Origin of the sequence: Actinoplanes sp. M2I2 (genome assembly GCF_023544445.1) — a bacterium.
Taxonomy (GTDB): Bacteria; Actinomycetota; Actinomycetes; order Mycobacteriales; family Micromonosporaceae; genus Actinoplanes.
Genome location: NZ_JALPVJ010000034.1, coordinates 39,051 through 59,725, shown reverse-complemented (window position 1 = coordinate 59,725; position 20,675 = coordinate 39,051). Strand labels below are relative to the sequence as shown.

Genomic DNA, 20,675 nt, shown 5'->3' with positions numbered 1-20,675 from the left:
CACACCCAAGCATGCCGTGGGCTTCGGTGCCACAGTCTGTGACCAGCGCCTATTCGAGCCTCTGGACGGACCGCCGTCGGCGCGGGCATCGTCCGGATAAGATCTCAGATCGGGCACCGGGTTCAGGAGGCGCGTTGACCAGCAACGAGGATCTGTCGTCGCGGGATCTGTCGTCTCGGCTGTCCGACACCCTCGCGCAGCTCGACACCCTGCGGAGCCGGCACTCCGACACCCTCGCGCAGCTGGACGGCCTGCGGACGTTGCACGAGGTCAGCAAGGCGGTGCACGCCAGCCTCGACCTGCGGGCGACGATGGACGCGGTCGTGCACGGCGTCACCAGGGCCTCCGGCTTCGAGGTGGCGGTCGTCAACGTGCGCCAGCCCGACGGCGACTTCGCGGTCGTGTCGGTCGACGGCACCGAGGAGATGCGCCGCTCGCTGCTGGGCACGACGACGACCCCGGAGAACTGGGACGAGCTGTTCGGCAAGGCCGAGCCGTGGGGGTCGCTGTATTTCGTCGACCACAAGAACGACATGCCCGACGCCATGATCACCTGGACGTCCGACTCGCTGCCGCTGCCGGCCGACCCGGACGGCTGGCACCCCGAGGACATGCTGTTCGCCCCGCTCACCTCGCCCACCGGGGAGCTGACCGGCATACTGAGCGTCGACCTGCCGCGCGACGGCCGCCGGCCCGGCCCGGTGCAGCGCGAGATGCTCGAGCTGTTCGCGCAGCACGCCTCGATGGCCGTGCACCACGCCCGGCTGCATCACGAGCTGGCCGAGAGCCGGACCCGCCTGCACCACGCCGCGACCCACGACCCGCTGACCGGCCTGGCCAACCGGACGTTGCTCCGCGCGTTCACCGACGAGCTGGCCGGGCGCTCCGACGACGAGGTCGGCGTGATGGTCATCGACCTCGACGACTTCAAGATGATCAACGATCTCGGCGGGCACGACGCCGGTGACGAGGTGCTGCGGACGGTGGCGTCACGGATGGCCGCGCTGGTCCGGCCGGCCGACCTGCTGGCCCGCACCGGCGGCGACGAGTTCGTCATCGTGGCTACCGGCGAGGGCGTGGACCGGCTGCTGCGCGACACCGCCGAGCGGATCCACCGCGCGCTGACCGAGCCGATCGAGACGCGCAGCGGCCCGTGCAAGGTCGGCGCGAGCATCGGTCACGCCTGCGGCGCCTGCTGCACCGACTTCGCCCAGCTGGCCTCGGCCGCCGACGCCGACATGTACCGCACCAAGCAGCGCCACCGGGCCAAGCGTCCCTGGGTGGCCTGACGAGGCGTTAATCAGGTGACGGCTGCGGGCTGTTCGGGCAGGATGGCCGGCGCCCCGTACATCGACTGGGAAGGAGGGTCCGCCGTGTTCAGCTCACCGGTGCCCAGGAGGCCTCGTTGTTGTACCGCACCATGGTCGAGACCGACCTCGACCTGATCCTGACCTGTCTGACCGAACCATCCGTCAACACGACGACGCGCGAACGTTTCGTCGCCTACCTCGAGAGCGGCGGTTACCGTCCGGCCTGGACGTGGCTTGCTGTCGACGGCGAGTCCGTCGCCGGCCTGGCTGTCTGGTGGGGTTTCCCCGACGGCGACAAGCCGCTGGCCCTCGACTGCCTGTGGGCCGCACCCGCGGTCGCCGATCCGGTTCCGCTCTGGGCCGGGCTCATCCGCCAGGTCCCGCCGCCCGTCGAATATCACATCTTCACCCAGCCCTCGCGCCGCGACGACCCCGAGATCACCACGCGACTGGCGGCGGCGGCCGAGGCCGGGCTCACCACCGTCACCGAGCGTTTCCGGTACGAGTGGACGAGCGCACAGCCCCGGCCGGAGCGTTCGGCCCGGCTCACCTTCCGGCCCGGGTCCGACGAGGACTTCGCCGACGCCTTCGAGCAGATCTCGGTGGGCAGCCTCGACGTCGCCACGCTCGAGGGCCTCGCCCGCGTCGGCGCCCGCGCGCAGGCCCTCGAGGACGTCGAGTTCTACAAGTCGATGCCGGGCCCGCGCGACCGATGGCGACTCGCCTTCGACAGCTCGGACGCGCTGGTCGGCTGCGCCCTGCCCTCGGCCAACGCCGGCGGGCCGGTCGTCGGCTACCTCGGCGTGCTCCCGTCGCGGCGCGGCCGGGGCTATGCCGGCGACCTGCTCGCCGAGATCACCTGGATGCTGGCCGAGACCGGCGCCACCACGATCCGGGCCGACACCGACAGCACGAACACGCCGATGGCGGCCACGTTCGACCGGCTGGGCTATCGGCGCTTCGCGCTGCGGGTGGTCGCTTCGTAGGACTCGTTCAGCGAAGGTAGCCGTTCTCCACGACCTGGGGAGCGGCTGCCTCGTACGGGGCGGGATCGGCCGGGGCGACCGTGCCGAGCGCGTCGACGTAGCGGTTGAACATGCTGAACGCGGCCGCGATCAGCACGGTGTCGTGAATCTCGAGTTCGGTGGCGCCTGCGTCCCGGGCGGCCGCGACCAGTTCCGGGGTGACGTCGTGGCCGCTCTGCCGGGTGGCCGCCGCGATCCGCAGCAACGCGCGCAGCTTGTCTGGCACGGCGGCCAGGGACGGGTCCGCGCGCACCTGCTCGACCAGCGCATGGCCCTCGTCGAGCTGGGCCGCGGCGAACGCGCCGTGCGAGTTGCTGCAGTACGTGCAGTCGTTCAGACCCGAGACGTACGCGGCGACGAGCTCACGCTCACCCCGGCTCAGCGTGCTCGGCCCGCGCAGCAGCACCTCCGCGAGTTCCATGAGCGGTCGCCCGGTGTCGGGCCGGTACCGGAGCAACCCGCGGATCCCCGGATTGACCGTCTCGTCAAGGCCCAGATCGATGTACGCCATCGGGCCATCCTGGCAGAGACAGGCCCTCCGGCGTACGGATGACGCCCTCGAAGATCACATCGGCCCGGCGCTCACCTCTGGTCGGCCAGTTTGTCCAGACCCCGCCGGCGCGAGTATGCGGTGCCGAGCCGCGCGACCGTGACGCGCGGCAGCACCCGGGCGGGCCAGGTGAGAACGCGGTTGAGGGTCTTGCCCGGGTACGACGCGGCGCGGTTGCGCGCATAGTCGTCGAGGATCTGAGCGGCGACGACGGCCGGCTTGTCGGCGTTCGGGTCGATCGGCGCCGTGACGCCCTCGCCGAAGCTGGTCTCCATGTCGCCCGGGTGGGCGCCCATGACTCGTACGCCGGTGCCCTGCAGTTCCTGGGCCAGCGCCTCGGTGAAGTAGAGCTGGAACGCCTTGGTCGCGCCATAGCTGGCCAGGTAGCCCATCGGGGTGAAGGCGGCGCCCGAGGTGACGACGATGATGCCGCCGGAGCCGCGGGCGACCATGTCGGCCGCGATCGTGTGGGTCAGCGTGAGCAGGCTGGTGACGTTGAGCCCGACCGACTGCAGCTGTGGCCCCAGCGAACGGGAGAGGAACGGGCCCTGGGCGCCGATCGCGGCGTTGTTGACGAGCAGATCGACGGCGAGCCCCCGGTCGTGGAGCTGCCGCAGAACCTGCTCCGGACCGTCCGGCGCGGTCAGATCGGCCACCAGCACCTCGGGGGCCGGCCCGCCGTGCCGTTCGCGGATCTCGTCGGCCAGCTCCCGCAGCGGGCCGGCCGAGCGGGCCAGCAGGACCGGCCGCGCACCCCGGCGGGCCAGCTCGAGGGCGAACTCCCGGCCCAGTCCCCGAGAGGCGCCGGTGACCAGCGCCGTCTTGCCATCGAACATGACGTTCTCCTATCGCTTCGAGTCTCGAAGGACCTGACCGTAGCATCATCCTTCGAGACTCGAAACAGCAGTATGATCAGGAACATGGCCGCACCCGAGCTCGCCGCGGCGATCGCCGCGACCTACCACGTCTGGATGCGGACCGTCGACGCCGCCGGACCGGCCATGGCCGAGTACGGCCTGACGACCGCCACGTTCCAGGCCCTGTGGCTGATCGACCCGGAGGAGCCGCCGCCCTCGATGAAGGCCATGGCCGAGCGCCTGCACTGCAACGCCCCGAACCTCACCTTCGTGGCCAACCAGCTGATCGATCGCGGACTGCTCGAACGGGCCGTGGACCCGAACGACCGCCGCTCCCGCGTCCTGACCCTGACCGCCAAGGGCCGCCGCGTCCGCGACGAGGTGGTGCGGGCGGCGATGGAAGGCTCCCCACCGGCCGCCCTGACCGCCGTGCAGCAGCGCCAACTGACCGCCCTCCTGAATGCCGCCCTCGAGCCCGGCCCGGCGTCCGACCGGGCCTGACCATGCCCCACACCCCGCCGGGCGCGGCCGACGAACAGGCGCGTCGCCTGCTTTCCTGATCGACGGGGACGGCCGCCGCCGGGCTCAGACGGAACGCGTCGCGGTGATGCCTCCGTCGACCGGGATTTCGGCGCCGTGGACGTAGCCGGCCCGGTCCGAGAGGAGCCAGGCCACCGCGTCGGCGATCTCCTCGGGGGCCCCGGGACGCCCGGCCGGGGTGCCGGCGGTCATGTGGGCGATGACGTCGCCGTCGGCGGCGTTGATCGGGGTGCGCGTCGCGCCGGGGGAGACGGTGTTGACCCGTACGCCGCGAGGGCCGAACTCGGCGGCCCAGCTGCGGGCGAGCTGGATCTCGGCCGCCTTGGTCGCCGAGTACAACCCGACGAAGGCGTGCCCGACGTGAGCCATCCAGGAACCGATGACCACGATCGCGCCCCGGCCCCGGTCGGCCATCGCCGGGGCCAGCGCGGCGGTCAGCACGTGCGGGGCCCGGACGTTCACGGCCAGGGTGGCCTCCAGGTCGGCGTCGGTCAGCCCGATCGTGTCGACAGCCGGGCACAGGGCGGCGTTGTGGACCACGGCGTCCAGGCGGCCGCCGGCGGCCTCGGTGGCGGCCCGCGCGAAGTCCCGCAGCGCTCCGGGCGGGCTGGTCAGATCGGAGGGTACGAAGACGGCCTGTCCGCCGCTGCCCTCGATCCCGGCGACGACGGCGTCGCCGCGGGCCCGGTCGCGACCGGTGACGACGACGCGCCAGCCCTGCGCGGCCAGGGTGCGGGCCGTGGCGGCTCCGATGCCGCTGGTGGAGCCGGTGATCAGGACGGTACGGGTCTGCTCGGCAGGTGTTGCGGTGGAGGTCATGGTCACCACCTCACCGCCCGGCCGGCCGCCGCACCAGAGCGCGTGTTGCCTGGTCACGGCATGACCAGGTAGGCGCCCGGGCCGCCTCCTACACTCGGTGCATGCCCGCCGACCGTGCGGCGCTGGGGGCGTTCCTGCGGTCCCGGCGCGACCGCCTGACCCCTGCCCAAGCCGGCATCACCGCCTTCCCCGGCCCGCGCCGGGTGCCGGGCCTGCGCAAGGAAGAGCTCGCCGTGCTCGCCGGCCTGAGCCCCGACCACTACAGCCGCCTGGAACAGGGACGCCAGCAGACGATCACCGACGAGGTGGTGCAAGCTTTGTCCCGGGCGTTGCAGCTCGACGACATCGAACGCGCCCACCTGCGTGACCTGGCCGCCCCCGCTTCACGCCGGCGGTGGTCGGGGCCCGAAGTCGCCCAGCGCCCCGACCCGGGCATGCTGCGCCTAATGGACGTATTGGATCACGTCCCGGTGCTGCTGCTGGGGCGGCGCTCGCAGGTGCTGGCCCGCAACGGGTTGCTGAGCGCGGTGCTGGGGGCCGCGCTCGAGCCGGGCTCGTCGTTCGCGCGGTGGATGTTCCTCGACCCGGACGCGCGGGCGCGGATCGTGAACTGGTCGGAGTTCGCCGCGGCGGCGGTGGGGGCCCTGCGCTACGAAGTCGGCCGTCACCCGGACGATCGCCGCCTCATGGAGCTGGTGGAGGAGCTGCGCCGGGACGACGCGGACGTCGCGCGGTGGTGGGACGACCAGCGGGTCACGTTCCGCACCTCGGTCACCAAGCACCTCGCCCACCCGACGGCCGGCCCGCTCAGCTTCGGCATCGAGTCGGTGGTCGGACCACACGATCCGGAGCAGAGGTTGGTCGTCTACACCGTCGAGCCGGATTCGGCGACGGCACGGGTTCTGCCGATGCTGGCCAGCTGGGCGGGAGTGCCGCGGGGGGTGTCGAGCTGAGGCGCGGTCCCGGTCCGACGGGCTGGGAACCGTCGGCGATCCGGCGCGGTGCCCATCGCTCCGGCCGCCGCCGGGAGGTCATCACGACCTTCTGGTCGAGTGCGGTGGGAAACCGCGCTGGGGGTGTGGGGCGCAGCCATCATCTTGGCCGCTTGGTGGTGCCGGCGGTCCCTCTCAAGCCTGCTCACCGTGCGTGCAAGCAATCATCAGCGACGCCGGTGCGCGGATGGTATAGGTGATTCAAAAGCAGAGTCTTGTGCGACCTGAACACAAGAACGCCTCCCGGAGAAAACTTCTCGGAAGGCGTTCTCAGGTGATCCCCGGCTGTGCAACGATTTTAAAGAAATCTAGGCCTTGCGGCCAGCGTATGCGCCGAACCCAAAGGGCTGCTGACTTCAGCTACTGACATCTGAAGATCACAAGCAAGTACGCTGCCATGGTCGCCACCCAGTTGGCATTTGGTAAGAACACCATGTTCCGGACCCGTTTACCCAGACGACAGCAATGCGGTATCGCTCCGGGGTGCGGCTGATCAAGAATAAGTGCGTATCATCCGCCCGGCCGTTGTTCGGCATCTCCTTCCACCTCCCGGAATTGGGCCACGCGTGCCAGATCGTGCGAGCGGGGGCGATTCCGAAACATTCGTCCCAGTTGCCGTCCCGATTCCAATCCACTGAGGTGACCGTCGAGCCGGAGAGGAAAGTTCCCGTATACCCAAAGCACTCCGCCCTCCCCGATCCTGACTGTCCCGCTGCTACAACGGAGACCCGAACGATCGGTTCAGGGGGGTCGTCGAGTTCGGCAGCTGATGCCGGCGCAGCTCCGGCCAAGATTGCGCCGACCAGGAGCGCTAAGGCCGAGGCCCAACTGGTTCTACGCTTCACAGAATTCTACTCCCTTGATTTATTTAAGTGCTGCATCCGTGTCATGCCACGGTTGGCGCATCGTCCATTATGTAGCACGTATAATCGTGCTCGCCCGTGCGCCGTTCGTGTTTAAACGAGAAGCCGGCCCCTACGTCTGGGCCAAGATATTCGACGAGATCATGAACAGCCTCGCCGCGTACTGCAAGACGATTCATAGACTCAGGACATTAGTGAGCAGGTGAATAGAGGAGGTCTTTTCCGTTGGCTCCGCCCTGGGTGTCGGCCTTATCGGAGAAGGAGAATGTTTCACCGAAGCACACCGACCACGATCTCGCGCCGACCCCCGAGCGGCTGCAGTGCCACTCTCCCAGCTCGAAGGGTTCGTACGCCGCAGCGCGTACAACTACCGCGGCTTCAACCGGGACGATCGAGCTCCGGTTGTTGAGAATGACCACCGCCCCCTGGACGGACTCGCGGTCGGCCGTTCTGATGATGCAGGGTCGGCCGCTGATATCCGTACCGATGCCCTTGGCGTCTCCACATCGCCACGTGCTGCTACCGGCGTTGATCGGGTTGGTGGCATAGGATCGCCACGTGCCGACTTCCGGGTCGGCAGCAGCGCTCTTGCCGAACCCCATCGGGTCGGCCTCGCCGGCAGTAGGCCAATTACCGCGCACGGTTTCGGCCGCCGCGGCAGGGCTCGCGGTCATTACACTCAGCCCAAGGGTGGCAGTGATGATGACCGCCGCCGCGGCGGACGACGCCTTGATCCTCATGCCAACTCCAGACTTATATCGGTCGAGCACCATCCATGCCACCGGTCCACCTACTACACCGTGCTGTGTCGAAAACGACGATCTGCGGTGTCTACGCCCCTGACTTCTCCTGGGACGATCCCTGGTTGGTGATCAGCAAGCATCAGGGCCGCCTCGGCGCGCCGAGGCGGCGCCCACGTGTGAGCATCGATCCACCCCCAAGCGATCGTCGCGGATCCCATGCCATCGGCAAGGGCGATACCGAGCCTGGCGCACACGTGATCAACAAGAAAGTGGCCCGAACGCCATCCATCGCGGGTTTCGTGCCAATATACGGCGGTGAATGTTTTCAGCCGTGTTGTCGCCTACGCCCCACCCGGCGTGACCGGCCTGGGCCTCGGCGTGGTAACCGGAGTCTTTGCCGCAAACGGAGTCTTCGACCTCCGTCCCGGTCTTCCGGTCTTCGATCTGACGATCTGCGCCCGCCGCTCCGGCATCCTGCGCACCGACAGCGGCGTGCCCCTGCAGATCGAGTGCGGCTTGGACGCATTTGCCGACGCCGAGCTGATCATGGTGCTGCCGGGCACTGGTTTCCGCCAGGACCAGGACGACGACCTACTGAACGCGCTACGGGCCGCCCACCGGCGCGGGGCGATCGTGGCCGGCCACTGTGTCGGGTCGTTTCTGCTGGCCGCCGCCGGCCTCCTCGACGGTTTAGAGGCAACCACTCACTGGCAGTACGCCGACGAGATGGCCGCCACCTATCCCGACGTCACAGTGCGCCGCGACGCCCTGTATATAGACCATGGTCAGGTCTCCACCGGGGCTGGCGCCACCGCTGGGTTCGACCTGACCCTGCACCTGCTGCGGACACATCACGGCGCAACGGTCGCCAACCGCATCGCCCGAAATTTGGTCACACCGCCGCATCGAGCCGGTGGGCAGGCGCAGTATCTTGACACCCCAGCAGCCTCCAGCAGCGGGGACGACCGGATCGACGAGGTGCTCAGCTGGGCTCGACAGAACCTTCACCAGCGCCCCTCGGTGGACCAGCTCGCCGCCCAGGCAATGACCAGCCGCCGCACGTTCCTGCGCCGATTCCGACGGGCAACCGGGGCGTCACCGCATGCTTGGCTGACCACTCAGCGCCTGCACCAAGCCGAAGAGCTTCTCGAGACCACCGAGCTATCCATCGAGCACATCGCCCACCGCGTCGGCTACACCAACGCCGCCGCCCTGCGCGACCAGTTCATCCAGCGTCGAGGCGTGCCACCACGGGACTATCGACAAACCTTCCGTGCGGCTCGTCAGAGCCTGCTGTGACGGTCGCGAGGACAACCATGGCGACCCCCACGCGCTCGCGGCCATGCGCGTGCCGGTACCGAAATAGACGCGGAGCAGTTCCGCTGCGGCGGGCGTCTTCCAACGCCGCGGGCGCGGCGGTGTTACCAAGGGCTCAATACTCTCGGCTATGGGCCGTAGAAGGTGAGCCCTACCGCGCCAGCAGCGGAATTCCGTCGGCTATGGACGAGGAAGTGAGCGGTACCAGTGGAAGTGCCGCCGGTGGGAGGTGACTGACCATGATTGGCTGCAGGCGATGCGGACGAAGCCCGAACGGCGCAACCACGCCAGGCCCGGCACCACCAGCCTGTTCGCTGCGTTCAACATCGCCGACGGCACCGTGATCGGCGAGTGGCACCGCAACACCGGGCGGTGGAATACCGCGAATTCCTGACCGCGATCGACAAAGGCTGTCCCCGCCGCCGAACTGGACGTCCACGTCGCCTGTGACAACCTGGCCACCCACAGAACCGCCCTCGTGCACGACTGGCTCGCCCGGCATACGCGTTTCCCCGCGAGCCGGACTCAAGCTGGCGCTGGCATCGTCCCCGCCTTCTATGCCGACCACCGTAGCGGCGTTGGCTCCCTGGACGGGCTGGGGCGGCTGGGCAGACGGCACAGCTTTACGCGTTCGATGCCCTGGCAACTCGACGATGCACCCTCATCCGCTTTGATACGCGGGCACTGCCGTGATCCGCTCGGTCGCAAACGCTTCGGCCGGCTGGAGGCACGGCTTGAACCGATGCCAGCGGGCACTGCCGTCGTTGGCCAGCACGGTGCGTAACCAGTGCTCCAGCACGCCGTCGGCACCCGTCAGCTCGCGGCGCTGCGGTGATCATGGTTGAGGCGCCGCAGGGCAGGGCTCGCAACAATCGACCCCGGCTCGGTAGCCCGCCGCATACGCCGTCACACCGGGTAGACGCGGTACTGCAGCTTTTCGTCATACCGGAGACCAGTGACTGCCGTGATGATCGACCAGAGGAAGTCCTCGTCCGGGCCCCAGGACGGCAGGGAAATATCGGCCTCGACCGGCAGTGGCGTTCCTTCGTCCTCGACAGCCACACCGTCGGCGTAGACGTAATGCCGGGTGCGTTCCCCATTCGTGAACAGCGTGAAGCCGTAGGTGCTCGAAACGCTGCTGAAGAAGACCACCAAAGCGTCGCCCGGGTCGGTCGGCTCCCAGCTCATGACCACATCCATCATCGGGTTCCAGACCTGAACCCAGCCATCCGACTCGGCGGCATAGAGGGCGTCGGGCTTGAGGGCGCTTGTGGCCTGGTCGGCTGCGACCAGTTCGCCGCTGAAATCTGTGATGGCGAGGTCGCCCACAGCCTCGTCCGCCGTCACGTCCTGACGGAAAAGCACCGAGGTGTTCCAACCCATGGTCAAGACCTTTCCTTGTACGGCGGGGCCGCCGCCCATTGTTCAGGGCGGCACCGTCAGGACACGTGGAAGGGCGCTCTCGTGAGATACCCCGACGGCTTTGCTCGCAAAGAAGACCCCGTGAACGTCTTCCCGTTCATCGCCGCGGAGCAGACTCCGCCGCCCTGCCGGCCGTCTCCTGGCAAGCTCGGGCCGGTTGCCGACACGGGAACCGGCGCCCTCGTCTGCCGCCGAGCGTGAGCGAACCCGATCAACATCAGTCCATAAATTGAGGATACCGGACCCATGTTGACCTCTACGGGACGTCCCGCTATGGTCAGTCCATAAACCCAGTCCGGATTTCAAAGTCCGTCAACACCGCGGTCGCTTTTATTGGACTGACACCCGATCGCCCAGCGACGCACATGTGGGTTCCACACCCCTGCGAGGAGCGCTGAACACAGGATGACCCGCTATGGCTACGCTCGCGTCTCCACCCGGGACCAGGACCCCGCGTCGCAGTACGACGCGCTCGTCGAGGCCGGCGTCGAGCCGGAGAACATCGTCATTGAGAAGATCAGCGGGAAGACGGCCGCCTGCCCCAAGCTCGACGCGCTGCTGCTGCAGACACTGCAGCCCAAGGACCAGGTCGTCGTCACCCGGCTGCGACGCCTCGGCCACGACCACAAGCACCTCCTCGATCTGGCCGCCTGGTTCGAGATGGACGGCGTCGACCTCGTCCTCCTGGAGGAAGGCATCGACACGTCCATCCCGCTCGGCAAGCAGTTCTTCCGGACGATGGCCGCCCTCGCCGGGTTCGAACGGGCGGTCCTCGTCGAGGCCAGACGCGACGTCGCCGACGCCCGCGTCCGCGCCCGAGGCCGGGTCGGCGGACGCCCGGCCAAACTCACCCAGGAAGAGCTCGCCTATGCCCGGCACATGTACGACACCGACCAGTACACCGTCGAAGAGATCGCAGCGGTGTTCGGTGTCGCCCGCTCCACTTTGTTCAAACACCTCGCCGCCCACACAGCCGACCGCGACTGCGTCATGGTCATCTACCGCAACACCCGAACCGGCAAGATCGGCCCGGACACCAACCGCCGCTACGACGAGACGGGCCAGGACGAAAAGGTCCAGTACGAGGCCGACAGCAAGTGGTACCCCATCGCACCGACCCGCCGGACCAGGGTCAAAGGATTCGTCTACGTCGTCAACGGCGTCGTCACCCGCGTCCGCGCCGTCGAACCCGACGGCCACTGGCACGAAGATCACCGCGGATACGCCGCCGCGCCGCTCACCGAGCCGCTGACCGAAGTCCAACTCGCCGAGCAGTTTCCTACGCTCGGCCTATGCCTGGACCAGGCCCGCCCACACGTTCGCGGCAGGATCCGCGAGTACCTACCGCTCTGACCGGGAAGCAACGGCCCTTGAAAGACTCGCGGGCTCCCTCTCATGCCGCAGACCGCGCGCGGGGCTCACGAAGAGCGGCTACGGATTGTTGCGCCGTTGCGAACGCCCGCGCACGAACATCCAGAAGGACAACGTGCCGACCGCTGTCCCAGCAGGTGCCACTCGCCGTCCGGCCGCGGAGTGATCGTCGCCCGTGATCCGCGGACCGCCCCGCGCTGCGGTGCAAGCCGGATGGATGATCGTTCCGGTACTCCGATGGGACGCATCGCCCTCCAGGCCCTTGCAACGTTCGGTAACTCGCGCGCACCATGCTCGTCGTGGCGGTGGGCGACGACTCCGAAGATCTCCAGGTTCTGGCGAGACACAAGATCGTCCGTGCCAGGGTGGCCGCTGCGGCCCACACGGACACACCGGCCGAGTTGCTGGCGGCTATGGCCGCCGATACCTCACCGAAGGTCCGCCGAATCGTCGCTGGACGGGCCCGCACCCCACCAGATTCGCTTCGTCTCCTCGTCGCGGACCCGGACGCCGCCACCCGCAAAGCACTGGCCGCCAACGTCAGCACGCCAACCGAGGTCCTGAGCAAGCTTGGGGGCGACGACAACTTCGCGGTCCGCTACGCCGCTCTGACAAACCCCGTCGCCGTCGCCGACCTGTGTGTGTTGAAGGCGTTGTGTGCCTCGCCGCACCGCGACGTCCGGCTCATCCTGGCTCAACAGCCGCGCCTGCCGACCGAGGCCGTCACGCTGCTCGTGCAAGACCCAGTCGGGCAGGTACGCGAATACCTGGCCGAGCGCACCGACGACCCCGCCGCACTGGAGATATTGGTCAACGACCCGAAGCCCCGTGTCAGGGCCGGCTCTGGAACCAGTACATGAACCGGTAGTACAGCAGGCGCTACGCGCCCGGGGGGCGGCTCTGACCGAGCTTGCCGCCTCATTCGCAATGATCGAGTATTCATGCTGCTCAAGTAATCGACATAGCTGTACACACTGATTTGCCGCCGATCGTGCGCGTCGGCCCAGCCCCATAATTACTTGTCGCGTCGGCGGCTTGCCCGTCCCGCTCCGCCGTAAAGGTGGACGCGGTGGTCGACGTGATGGTCGGGCTCGCCTGAGACGAACCCGTCGGTCTTCATCTCGCTGTTCGCGATGAGTATCAGCCAGTCCTCGTAGTACCAGCTGGGGTTGCAGGCGCAGGTAGTGACGGTGAACCGGAAGTTATCCGCATCTGCCGCCGACAAGGCGTGCCCGACCTTCGGCGATACCACCCTGCGTGAGCGACGCGCCGGCAAGGCGACAGGCGGGGGCGAGGTGAGCTCCGCCGCGGCCGGCCGGAGTGACCCATCGCCCAGCCGTGAGGTGCTGACCGTAAGCGGCAGGGTCCTGCTCCCTTGACCCACCACCCAGGCCCGCCCGCCCAAGCCGACTCCCGGTCCGGTGACCACAACGCGGCAGCCGGACCACCGAGCCGCCAGGTGACCGCCCGGCTCGACCAGGCAGCCGCCGCCCGGTGACCACCGCGACGCCGCGACCGGCTCGCCCCCAAGGTCGGGGCCGAGGGTGACCAAGCTCAGACATAGATGCCTTACCGTCAGAGCTTGGTCACCCTCGGCCCCGACCGTCAACCGCAAGAAAGTCCAGCCCACCAGGCCGAGCTCGCCCGCACTCCCCGCCCCGGGCGGCCGCGCGACCACCCGGGGGAGCAAGGACTGTCAGGAGCGCCAGCTGTCGTTCACGGTCAGAGCGCACGCCGTCCCGGTGTTCAGGGTTCGGTTGCTACCGGACTCCCAGGTCACTGCCGAACCGTTCTTCTTGACGTACTTGTATTCGACCGTGGTGTTCGCGGGCAGGTTCACCGTGCCGCGCCAGACCGGGTACGCAGTGGAGGACAGGGCGACGCCCGCGCCGGCGTTCCAGTTGCTCAGTTCGGCGCGGTTGCCCAGCAGGAAGACGTTCTCGCCCCAGGCTGTGGTGGCGTTGGCCGCGAACGTCACCGCCACGCTGGTGCAGCCCGTGGGTGGCGGGGTCGTGCCCCCCGTGGTGCGGGCGTTGACGTGCAGGGCCAGCAGGCCGCCGGCCGGGACCGTGGCGGTGAACTGGCCTGCGGCGTTGACGGTGTAGGCCGTACCGGTGCAGGTGCCGTTGGTGAAGTCGCCGTTGGCCACGTCGCAGTAGGTGCCGGCGGGCAGGGACGTGGTGAAGGTGCGGTTCAGGGCGCCGCCGCGGTTGAAGACGGCGTAGGCGTTCGAGCCTCGGCCGAAGGCGATCTGGTTGCCGCCGTTGGACCACCAGTTCGTCAGGCCGGTGCCGGCCGCGGCGTTGTGGAAGGCGACCAGGTTGGCCGTCGTGCGCCATCGGTGCTCGCAGGCCCAGCCGGACGAGCAGTTCACCGCGGTGGTGGTGCCGTTCGCGGTGGCGGGCGGGCCGGCTTCCGGGTTGCTGAAGGTGAACGACGACATCACCGACGGGGTGCCGTAGGGGTAGGCCAGCATGAAGGCCTCGGCCAGGGCGTAGGTGCCGCCGTTCTTGTAGGTCAACTTCGCCCGGTCGTTGCGCTGCGTGTCGTGGTTGTCGATGAAGGCCACGGCGTCGCCGCTGGACAGCAGCATCTGGGACGGCAGGTTCTGCAGGGTGGCCAGGTTGCCGTCGCGGAACGCGTTGCCGACCACGTCGCCGTAGCGGAACTCGGTCACGTCGCCGATGCCGGTGTACTCGGTCGGACTGGGCTCGCCGGCGCCGCCCTCGATGGTCTCCTGGAAGATGTACGGGGTGCCGTTCAGCTGACCGTAGATCGCCTGCAGGTCGGCGACGGGGACGTGTTTGGCCGCGTCCACCCGGAAACCGTCGACGCCGAGCGAGATCAGGTCGTTGAGGTAGGCGACGAGTTTGCCGCGCACGTAGGACGCTTCGGTCTTCAGGTCGGAGAGGTCGACCAGTTCACAGTTCTGAATTTCCCAGCGGTCACCCCAGTTGGCGATGTCGTCGTTGCCGTTGCGCCCGCAGTGGTGGAAGTCGTTCGTGCCGAACGGCACCGCGGGGTACGCGTAGTGGCTGTACGACGAGCCGGCGGTGCCGGTGCCGGTGGACGCCCCGCCCGCCATGTGGTTGAGGACCGCGTCGACGTAGATCTTCACGCCGGCCGCGTGGCAGGTGCTGACCATGTTCGCGAAGGCGGCGCGGTCGCCGCGGCGGGTCACGAGCTGGTAGCTGACCGGCTGGTAGTCCTGCCACCACGGGTATCCGGCGCCGGGGAGCACGACGTGTTCCTGGGGCGGCGACACCTGGACGCCGCCGAAGCCTTTCGGTCCGAGCACGGTGGTGCATTCCGACGCGATCGACGCCCACGGCCATTCGAAGAGGTGCACGATCGTGTCGCGCGCGCCGGGGTTGGCGTCCGGCCGGGCGTCGGCCTGCTCGGGGCGCCCGGTCACCACCACCACGGCGATCATCGCGGCCATCAGGGCCGTGAGGACGGGGGCGAGCTTTCTCATCTCGGTGCTCCTTACTTCAGGTACGGGCGGTCGGCCCGACCTGGCCGGGGGAGGGTGCCGGGCGGCCGGTGTCGGCTGTGTTCGTGCACGGGTCGGCCGGCGGATGCCGGGGGCGAGTGTCTTGCAACGACGAGCTTCGCTGAACCGGGGGCGGGGAAACCTCAGCCACCAGGGGCGGATCCGGTGACATGGATGTAATCCCGTGTTCACATGGGAACGGACCATAGCAAGCACTTGCAGGCGGTGGAAGAGTTTGCAAGGAGTTATCCGGCAGGTGCGGGAGATCGCTCGGTGGGTGGTGTCCCAGATCTGACCGGGACGCCGGCCGGGACAGCTCGTAGCGTGTGTCGTGGCAGCCCCTGGAGGTGGCCGCAATGGATGATCGCTTCCGGTCCACTCTGCTCACCGAACCGATGCCCTGGTCGGCGCATCCGCTCCTGGCGGTGCACGTGCTCGGCCCGCTCGTCACCACGCTCGACGGCGTCACGGCCGGGCTGTGGCACGGCGGGCGCAAGGCGTCGCTGTTCGCGTACCTGCTCACCCACCGTCACCCCTGGCCGTCCCGGGAGACGCTGATGCACGTGGCCCGGATCCACCCAGGAGGCCGCGCGCAACAGCCTCAACGTGGCCCTGCACGGGGTGCGCCGCGCCCTGCGCACGGTCACCGACCGGCCGATCGTCGTGTTCCGGGGCAACCGCTACGGCCTCGACCCGGGCGTCCAGCTGTGGCTCGACGTCGACGAGTTCGACCGGCACCTGCGCCTGGCCCGCCGGCTGCACCTGGCCGGGCAGTGCGAGCCCGCGATCCGGGAGTACGAGATGGCGGACGGGCTCTACCGGGGCGATCTGCTGGCCGAGAACCCGTACGAGGACTGGCCGGTCCTGCCGCGTGACCAGTTGCGCCTGGCCCATGTCGACGCCCTCGACCACCTCGGCGACCTGTCCTTCGACGCCGGCCGGTACGCCGCGGCCGCGAGCCTGTGTGCGCGGGTCCTCGAGGACGATCCGTGCCGGGAGGCCACCCACCGCCGGCTCATGCGCTGCCACAGCCGGCTGGGGCAGCCGCATCTGGCCCTGCTGCAGCACCGGGCGTGCGCCGCCGCCCTGTGGCGTGATCTCGGTGTGGAGCCCGGCCCGCAGACCCGGAGCCTCTACGAGCGGATCCGCCGGCACGAGCAGGTCTGAGCGGCGGTCAGCTCCAGGCGATGCCGTGCTCGTCCAGCCAGAGCCTTTCCGCCTCGCTCAGCGTGACGCGCGGCGTCTCGCTCCGGCCGCCCACGTGCAGCACCCGATCGTCGCCCGGGTGCAGGACGGTCCGGGAGAAGTGCGGCGGCCAGCGCAGCAGGAGCCGCCGCCCGCAGCGGGGACAGCTCCACTCCTCCGTACCGGCCTCGCTCGACCCGACCGCGATCATCTCGTGTGGACCCACTGTCGTCTCCTGGTCACTTGGGGCAGCCCTCCAGGCCCGGGCGAGACGGCGTTCCCGCCGGACAACCGCCTAAACCACGGCTGCGCCGGGCCCGCTTAACGGCAACCGGCCCCGGGGCTAAGTCGCCGGACCAGGCCGCTTAAGCGCCCACTGCGAGAGTCGGCCGGTCAGTGCATCAGCAAGGCCGGAGGAGGCTCCCTCATGACCACTACCACCACCAGGGACGAGATCACCGTAAGCGCCGGCACGGCCGCACCGGTTGCTCCGCCCGACGACGTACGGGAGCGGGCCAGGAAGACCCGGGACGACCTGGTCGACCGGTTCCGGAGCAGCATGCAGGGCCACCTCGACGAGCGGCAGGCGGCCATGCGGGCCGGGACCAACGGTATGCGGGCCGAGGCCCAGCTGGGTCAGCCCACCGTGGGCCCGTACGTGGCGTTCGACCTGTACGCGTTCACGCCGATCGAGTTCGGCGGACCGCCGCCGTACCAGCCCAGCAAGATCATCGCAGGCGGGCAGTGGGCGGTCATCTACGCCGTGCTGTTCGTCAACCCGACGATCGACATCCCGAACGGGTTCGCCGTGCCGCCGACGGTGCAGCTGGGCGGTCGTCGCTACCGGGTCGGCATGGAACAGATCAACCTCACCGACGTGACGGACGGCCCGGACGACTTCCGGCAGGACCGGTTCGACTCCCCGGCGCCGGCCTTCACGGTGCTCGAGTTCTGGTTCCAGACACCCGTTCCGGGCCGCAAGCCGCTGCTGTTCGAGGCCAACCTGTCGGCCGACATCCTCAACGTCGGCCAGCCGTACGCGGCCTTCGCCAGCACCGTCATCGACGCCGACTCGGGACGGATCCAGGAGAACATCCCGCTGCGGTACCTCGTCTACCCGGAGTAGACGCCGCCCGGTCGCCCGGCGCCGACGCTGATCGGCGCCGGGCGGCTGCGAGAGAGGAGATCCATGAGCCGGGAAGTCGATCTACGCCGTCCGGTGGCCGAGCCGGACGAACAACGCCTGCGGACGCTCGCCCGTGAGGTCTCCGACGGGCTGCCCGGCGAGCAGACCGCCCGGGTGGCCGGACTGGACCGGCTGACCGGCAACGCGGCCCGGGTGGAACTGGCCGGTGGCCGGGCGGCGCCGGGCGACTACGCCGCCCGCGCGCTGGCCCATCTGCGGTCGGTGGGCCCGTTGCTCGGGCTGACGGCGAGCCGGCCGGCCGAGTTCGTGCCCGACCCGGCCGTGCGGACCACCGGGGCCGGCGCGCACACCGTCCACCTGCGTCAGCAGCACCAGGGGATCCCGGTCTTCCAGGCCGCCCAGGCGGTGGTCTTCGACCCGGCCGGGGCGCTCGCGTCGACCGCCGGGAGCACGGTGACGATCGAGGAGCCGCTCGACGCCGTGCCCTCCGTACGGGTGGAGGACGCCGTGCTGACCGCCGCCGGCCACGTCGCCCGGCCCGGCCCGGACGAGCTCGGCCGGTACGACCAGTTCCAGCAGCCGTTCGACCCGCCCGCGGTCGACGTGGACGACTTCGAGCCGCGGGTGACCACGGTCCTCGAGGGCGCCCAGGACCGCGCCACCGTCCTGGCCTCCGGCCCGTTCGCCGAGCCGATCACCGCCGCCCTGGTGTGGTTCCCGCTGAGCCCGGGCGACACCCGGCTCGGCTGGCGGGTCACGATGACCATGCCGGAGCAGGTCCAGCGGTTCGTCGTGGTGGTGGACGCCCGCGATCGGACGGTGCTCTTCGCCCATCAGACCGTGCTCTCGGCGGCGGGGGTCGGCGACGTCTACCTGGTCGACGGCGGCCGCGACCGGGAGCGGATCACGTTCCCCCGCGCCCTGAGCGACTACCGGCTCGACTCGCCGGCCGGTCTCCCGGACGGGTTCCCCGACCCGTGGCTGTCCCGCGACGACACCGCGGGCAACAGCGTGGTCGCGCACCCGGGCGACTCGGGCGCGCCGGCCCGGGGCCGTCAGGTGGACGGCCGGGTGACCTTCGCTCCCGACCCCGGCAGTGCCGACCAGCAGGTGGTGAACGCGTTCGCGCTGGCCTCGTCGGCCCACGACTTCTTCTATCTGCTCGGCTTCACCGAGGCCGAGGGCAACTTCCAGCGGGACCCGCTGGGCCGGGGCGGGGTGGGCGCCGACCCGGTCGACACCCGCGTGTACGCCGGGGCCGTGCCCGGCACGGCGTCGATGGCCACGCCGGTCGACGGCCGGAGCCCGGTGCTGCGGCTGGGCCTGGTCAGCCGGACCGGGCGGCACACGGCGCTGGACGCTTCGGTCGTCTTCCACGAGTTCGCCCACGGGGTGACCAACCGGCTGGTCGGCGGCGGCCTGGACACGCACGCGCTGGACGAGCCGCAGAGCGCCGGGATGGGCGAGGGCTGGGGCGACTTCTTCGCCTGCGTCCACACCGGCGCCGACGTCGTGGGGGCCTGGGTCGTGGACCAGGCGGTCGGCATCCGCGGTCACCGCTACGACGACCGCCACCCGGGTCACTTCGGCCGGCTTGGCCGGGAGTACCGCGAGGTGCACGAGGTCGGCGAGGTCTGGTGCGCCACGCTGCTGGAGATGACCCGGCGGCTCGGCTCGGAGCAGCTGGCGCTGGGCCTCGTGATGGACGCGCTGAAGCTGTCCCGGGCCAACCCGGGGTTCCTGGACATGCGCGACGCGATCCTCACCGCGCTGACCGACCTGCTGTCGGCCGGCCGGCTGTCCGCCACCCGGACGGCCGAGGCGCGGACGGCGGTGTGGGGCGCGTTCGCCCGGTTCGGCATGGGCCCGGCCGCGCGCTCGGCCGGCGCCCGGCTGGAAGGCATCGAACCCGATTTCACGACGCCCGACTTGACGACGACGGAGGAAGTGGCCGCGGCCGAGGCCGGCGACGCGCCGATCTACCTGGTCACCGTGCTGCTCGACGCGGACGGGGAGGTGCGGGAACGGCAGGTCGTCCGGGCCGGCGGCGAGCGGGCCACCGGCCTGCCGGGCGAGCCGGCCCAGGACGACGGGGGCCGCCGGGTGCGGTACTTCGTGGAGACCACGCGGGCCGTCGCGGCGGCCGGACCGGCGCCGGTCGACCTCGGACTGGAGATCCTGGACCTGAGCGTCACGCCGGCCGGTCCCGGTGGAGCCGGTGGCCCGGACCGACTGACCGCCACCATCACGTTCGCGCTCACCGGCGCCACCGGCCATCCGGCCGACTACATCGCCCACGTGGTCGCGACCTCGCCGGACGGCCTCGACACCCGGGTGGTGGCCACGACGCTGGGGTCGCTGTCGCCGGGCCGCGCGGGCGGGGAGGCGACGCTGGAGTTCGCAGCGCCGCCACCGGGCCGGTATCAGCTGCTGGGCGGCGTCATCGTGGCGCCCTACGAGGTGCTCGGGGTGGAGTCCGGCCCGTCGCTGCGGGTGGTGCCCTGAGTGGTGAGGCTGATGAACGTGTCGGGTGGCCGGTTCTCCGGCACGGGACCGTCGGCGATCTCCCAGCGGTCGCCGGCGACCTCGGTGGCGACCCGGGACCAGAAGGCCTCGACGCCCGGGTTGTAGCGCTGGAAACCGATGACCCATCGGCCCGGGAGAAGCCCGATGACGCGGACCGCGGCCTCCCGGCCCACCCCTGTCCGGCGCAGCGCCCGCACCACGAAGAAGGCGGTGATCGCGTGGCCGTCCGCGTCGGCCGGGCCGGTCAGGACGAAGCCCGCTGTCCGGCCGGCCGCGGTGATCAGCCAGGCCCGGCGCCGCGGGTCGCCAGCGAGGCGGAACCGGTCCAGCTCACGGAAGTTGAAGCTGCCGTCGTCGTTGGGCAGCAGACCGTACGACTCGGAGAGGTCGTAGCGGTAGAGCTGTCCGAGGTGGTCGAGCACGGCCCGGTCGCCGCGCTCGAGCGGCTCGAGGGCGACCGGGTGCGACGGAGGGCGAGGAGGTTTCGAGGTTTCCCACGGCATCGCTCCAGCCAA

General features: G+C 69.8%; 19 protein-coding genes. 11 read left to right on the top strand and 8 right to left on the bottom strand.

Going from position 1 to position 20,675, the window contains the following annotated elements:
* Nucleotides 1-134 precede the first annotated feature (134 nt).
* Nucleotides 135-1,289, top strand: a complete 1,155-nt coding sequence (locus HJC40_RS41715) for a GGDEF domain-containing protein (RefSeq protein ID WP_250009232.1) — start codon at nt 135-137, stop codon at nt 1,287-1,289.
* A 116-nt stretch (nt 1,290-1,405) separates the two neighbouring features.
* The gene (locus HJC40_RS41710; RefSeq protein ID WP_250009231.1) at nt 1,406-2,296 is read left to right on the top strand and encodes a GNAT family N-acetyltransferase; all 891 of its coding nucleotides are present in this window, start codon (nt 1,406-1,408) and stop codon (nt 2,294-2,296) included.
* Nucleotides 2,297-2,303: 7 nt separating this feature from the next.
* Here HJC40_RS41710 and HJC40_RS41705 read toward each other — a convergent pair whose 3' ends face one another.
* Both HJC40_RS41705 and HJC40_RS41700 read right to left on the bottom strand, forming a co-directional pair.
* Nucleotides 2,304-2,846: a carboxymuconolactone decarboxylase family protein gene (locus tag HJC40_RS41705; RefSeq protein WP_250009229.1), complete on the bottom strand. Its 543-nt coding sequence runs from the start codon at nt 2,844-2,846 to the stop codon at nt 2,304-2,306.
* 71 nt (nt 2,847-2,917) lie between these two features.
* A complete protein-coding gene (locus tag HJC40_RS41700) occupies nt 2,918-3,721 on the bottom strand; it encodes an SDR family oxidoreductase (protein WP_250009228.1) in 804 nt (267 codons plus the stop codon).
* Nucleotides 3,722-3,805: 84 nt separating this feature from the next.
* Here HJC40_RS41700 and HJC40_RS41695 point away from each other — a divergent pair, with 84 nt between their 5' ends.
* Nucleotides 3,806-4,243 (top strand): MarR family winged helix-turn-helix transcriptional regulator, encoded by a 438-nt coding sequence (locus tag HJC40_RS41695; protein ID WP_250009227.1) that lies wholly within the window; start codon nt 3,806-3,808, stop codon nt 4,241-4,243.
* A gap of 84 nt (nt 4,244-4,327) precedes the next feature.
* Here the strand turns inward: HJC40_RS41695 and HJC40_RS41690 are convergent, their stop codons facing one another.
* Entirely contained in the window at nt 4,328-5,101 is a 774-nt protein-coding gene (locus HJC40_RS41690) for an SDR family NAD(P)-dependent oxidoreductase (RefSeq protein ID WP_250009226.1), read from the bottom strand.
* Between the two features lie 101 nt (nt 5,102-5,202).
* Here HJC40_RS41690 and HJC40_RS41685 point away from each other — a divergent pair, with 101 nt between their 5' ends.
* Entirely contained in the window at nt 5,203-6,054 is an 852-nt protein-coding gene (locus HJC40_RS41685) for a helix-turn-helix transcriptional regulator (RefSeq protein WP_250009225.1), read from the top strand.
* Between the two features lie 1,093 nt (nt 6,055-7,147).
* Here the strand turns inward: HJC40_RS41685 and HJC40_RS41680 are convergent.
* Nucleotides 7,148-7,696, bottom strand: a complete 549-nt coding sequence (locus tag HJC40_RS41680) for a hypothetical protein (RefSeq protein ID WP_250009224.1) — start codon at nt 7,694-7,696, stop codon at nt 7,148-7,150.
* A gap of 318 nt (nt 7,697-8,014) precedes the next feature.
* On the opposite strand from HJC40_RS41680, the gene HJC40_RS41675 reads away from it, so the two are divergent.
* Both HJC40_RS41675 and HJC40_RS41670 read left to right on the top strand, forming a co-directional pair.
* Nucleotides 8,015-8,998, top strand: a complete 984-nt coding sequence (locus HJC40_RS41675; RefSeq protein ID WP_250009222.1) for a GlxA family transcriptional regulator — start codon at nt 8,015-8,017, stop codon at nt 8,996-8,998.
* Nucleotides 8,999-9,245: 247 nt separating this feature from the next.
* Entirely contained in the window at nt 9,246-9,410 is a 165-nt protein-coding gene (locus tag HJC40_RS41670) for a hypothetical protein (protein WP_250009221.1), read from the top strand.
* A 512-nt stretch (nt 9,411-9,922) separates the two neighbouring features.
* Here the strand turns inward: HJC40_RS41670 and HJC40_RS41665 are convergent.
* On the bottom strand, nt 9,923-10,399 hold the full coding sequence (locus tag HJC40_RS41665) for a hypothetical protein (protein WP_250009220.1): 477 nt from the start codon (nt 10,397-10,399) through the stop codon (nt 9,923-9,925).
* 444 nt (nt 10,400-10,843) lie between these two features.
* Here HJC40_RS41665 and HJC40_RS41660 point away from each other — a divergent pair, with 444 nt between their 5' ends.
* Together HJC40_RS41660 and HJC40_RS41655 are read left to right on the top strand one after the other, a co-directional pair.
* On the top strand, nt 10,844-11,791 hold the full coding sequence (locus HJC40_RS41660; RefSeq protein WP_250009219.1) for a recombinase family protein: 948 nt from the start codon (nt 10,844-10,846) through the stop codon (nt 11,789-11,791).
* A gap of 317 nt (nt 11,792-12,108) precedes the next feature.
* A complete protein-coding gene (locus HJC40_RS41655; protein WP_250009218.1) occupies nt 12,109-12,669 on the top strand; it encodes a hypothetical protein in 561 nt (186 codons plus the stop codon).
* Nucleotides 12,670-13,505: 836 nt separating this feature from the next.
* Here the strand turns inward: HJC40_RS41655 and HJC40_RS41650 are convergent.
* Complete coding sequence (locus HJC40_RS41650; RefSeq protein WP_250009217.1) at nt 13,506-15,284, bottom strand: carbohydrate-binding module family 20 domain-containing protein; 1,779 nt, start codon at nt 15,282-15,284, stop codon at nt 13,506-13,508.
* Nucleotides 15,285-15,908: 624 nt separating this feature from the next.
* Here HJC40_RS41650 and HJC40_RS41645 point away from each other — a divergent pair.
* Nucleotides 15,909-16,469 (top strand): bacterial transcriptional activator domain-containing protein, encoded by a 561-nt coding sequence (locus tag HJC40_RS41645; RefSeq protein WP_250009216.1) that lies wholly within the window; start codon nt 15,909-15,911, stop codon nt 16,467-16,469.
* A gap of 7 nt (nt 16,470-16,476) precedes the next feature.
* Here the strand turns inward: HJC40_RS41645 and HJC40_RS41640 are convergent, their stop codons facing one another.
* Entirely contained in the window at nt 16,477-16,713 is a 237-nt protein-coding gene (locus tag HJC40_RS41640) for a hypothetical protein (protein ID WP_250009214.1), read from the bottom strand.
* A gap of 201 nt (nt 16,714-16,914) precedes the next feature.
* Between HJC40_RS41640 and HJC40_RS41635 the strand changes: the two genes are divergently transcribed.
* Nucleotides 16,915-17,613, top strand: a complete 699-nt coding sequence (locus HJC40_RS41635) for a hypothetical protein (protein ID WP_250009213.1) — start codon at nt 16,915-16,917, stop codon at nt 17,611-17,613.
* 63 nt (nt 17,614-17,676) lie between these two features.
* On the top strand, nt 17,677-20,139 hold the full coding sequence (locus HJC40_RS41630) for a M36 family metallopeptidase (protein ID WP_250009212.1): 2,463 nt from the start codon (nt 17,677-17,679) through the stop codon (nt 20,137-20,139).
* Here HJC40_RS41630 and HJC40_RS41625 read toward each other — a convergent pair.
* Complete coding sequence (locus HJC40_RS41625; RefSeq protein ID WP_250009211.1) at nt 20,088-20,663, bottom strand: GNAT family N-acetyltransferase; 576 nt, start codon at nt 20,661-20,663, stop codon at nt 20,088-20,090. The genes HJC40_RS41630 and HJC40_RS41625 overlap by 52 nt on opposite strands.
* Nucleotides 20,664-20,675: the final 12 nt, after the last annotated feature.

What these genes read in the sequence shown, in the direction of transcription:
- HJC40_RS41705 (WP_250009229.1), bottom strand. Translation starts at nt 2,846, where the DNA reads ATGGCGTACATCGATCTGGGCCTTGACGAGACGGTCAATCCGGGGATC.
- HJC40_RS41700 (WP_250009228.1), bottom strand. Translation starts at nt 3,721, where the DNA reads ATGTTCGATGGCAAGACGGCGCTGGTCACCGGCGCCTCTCGGGGACTG.
- HJC40_RS41695 (WP_250009227.1), top strand. Translation starts at nt 3,806, where the DNA reads ATGGCCGCACCCGAGCTCGCCGCGGCGATCGCCGCGACCTACCACGTC.
- HJC40_RS41690 (WP_250009226.1), bottom strand. Translation starts at nt 5,101, where the DNA reads ATGACCTCCACCGCAACACCTGCCGAGCAGACCCGTACCGTCCTGATC.
- HJC40_RS41685 (WP_250009225.1), top strand. Translation starts at nt 5,203, where the DNA reads ATGCCCGCCGACCGTGCGGCGCTGGGGGCGTTCCTGCGGTCCCGGCGC.
- HJC40_RS41680 (WP_250009224.1), bottom strand. Translation starts at nt 7,696, where the DNA reads ATGAGGATCAAGGCGTCGTCCGCCGCGGCGGCGGTCATCATCACTGCC.
- HJC40_RS41665 (WP_250009220.1), bottom strand. Translation starts at nt 10,399, where the DNA reads ATGGGTTGGAACACCTCGGTGCTTTTCCGTCAGGACGTGACGGCGGAC.
- HJC40_RS41660 (WP_250009219.1), top strand. Translation starts at nt 10,844, where the DNA reads ATGACCCGCTATGGCTACGCTCGCGTCTCCACCCGGGACCAGGACCCC.
- HJC40_RS41650 (WP_250009217.1), bottom strand. Translation starts at nt 15,284, where the DNA reads ATGAGAAAGCTCGCCCCCGTCCTCACGGCCCTGATGGCCGCGATGATC.
- HJC40_RS41635 (WP_250009213.1), top strand. Translation starts at nt 16,915, where the DNA reads ATGACCACTACCACCACCAGGGACGAGATCACCGTAAGCGCCGGCACG.
- HJC40_RS41630 (WP_250009212.1), top strand. Translation starts at nt 17,677, where the DNA reads ATGAGCCGGGAAGTCGATCTACGCCGTCCGGTGGCCGAGCCGGACGAA.
- HJC40_RS41625 (WP_250009211.1), bottom strand. Translation starts at nt 20,663, where the DNA reads ATGCCGTGGGAAACCTCGAAACCTCCTCGCCCTCCGTCGCACCCGGTC.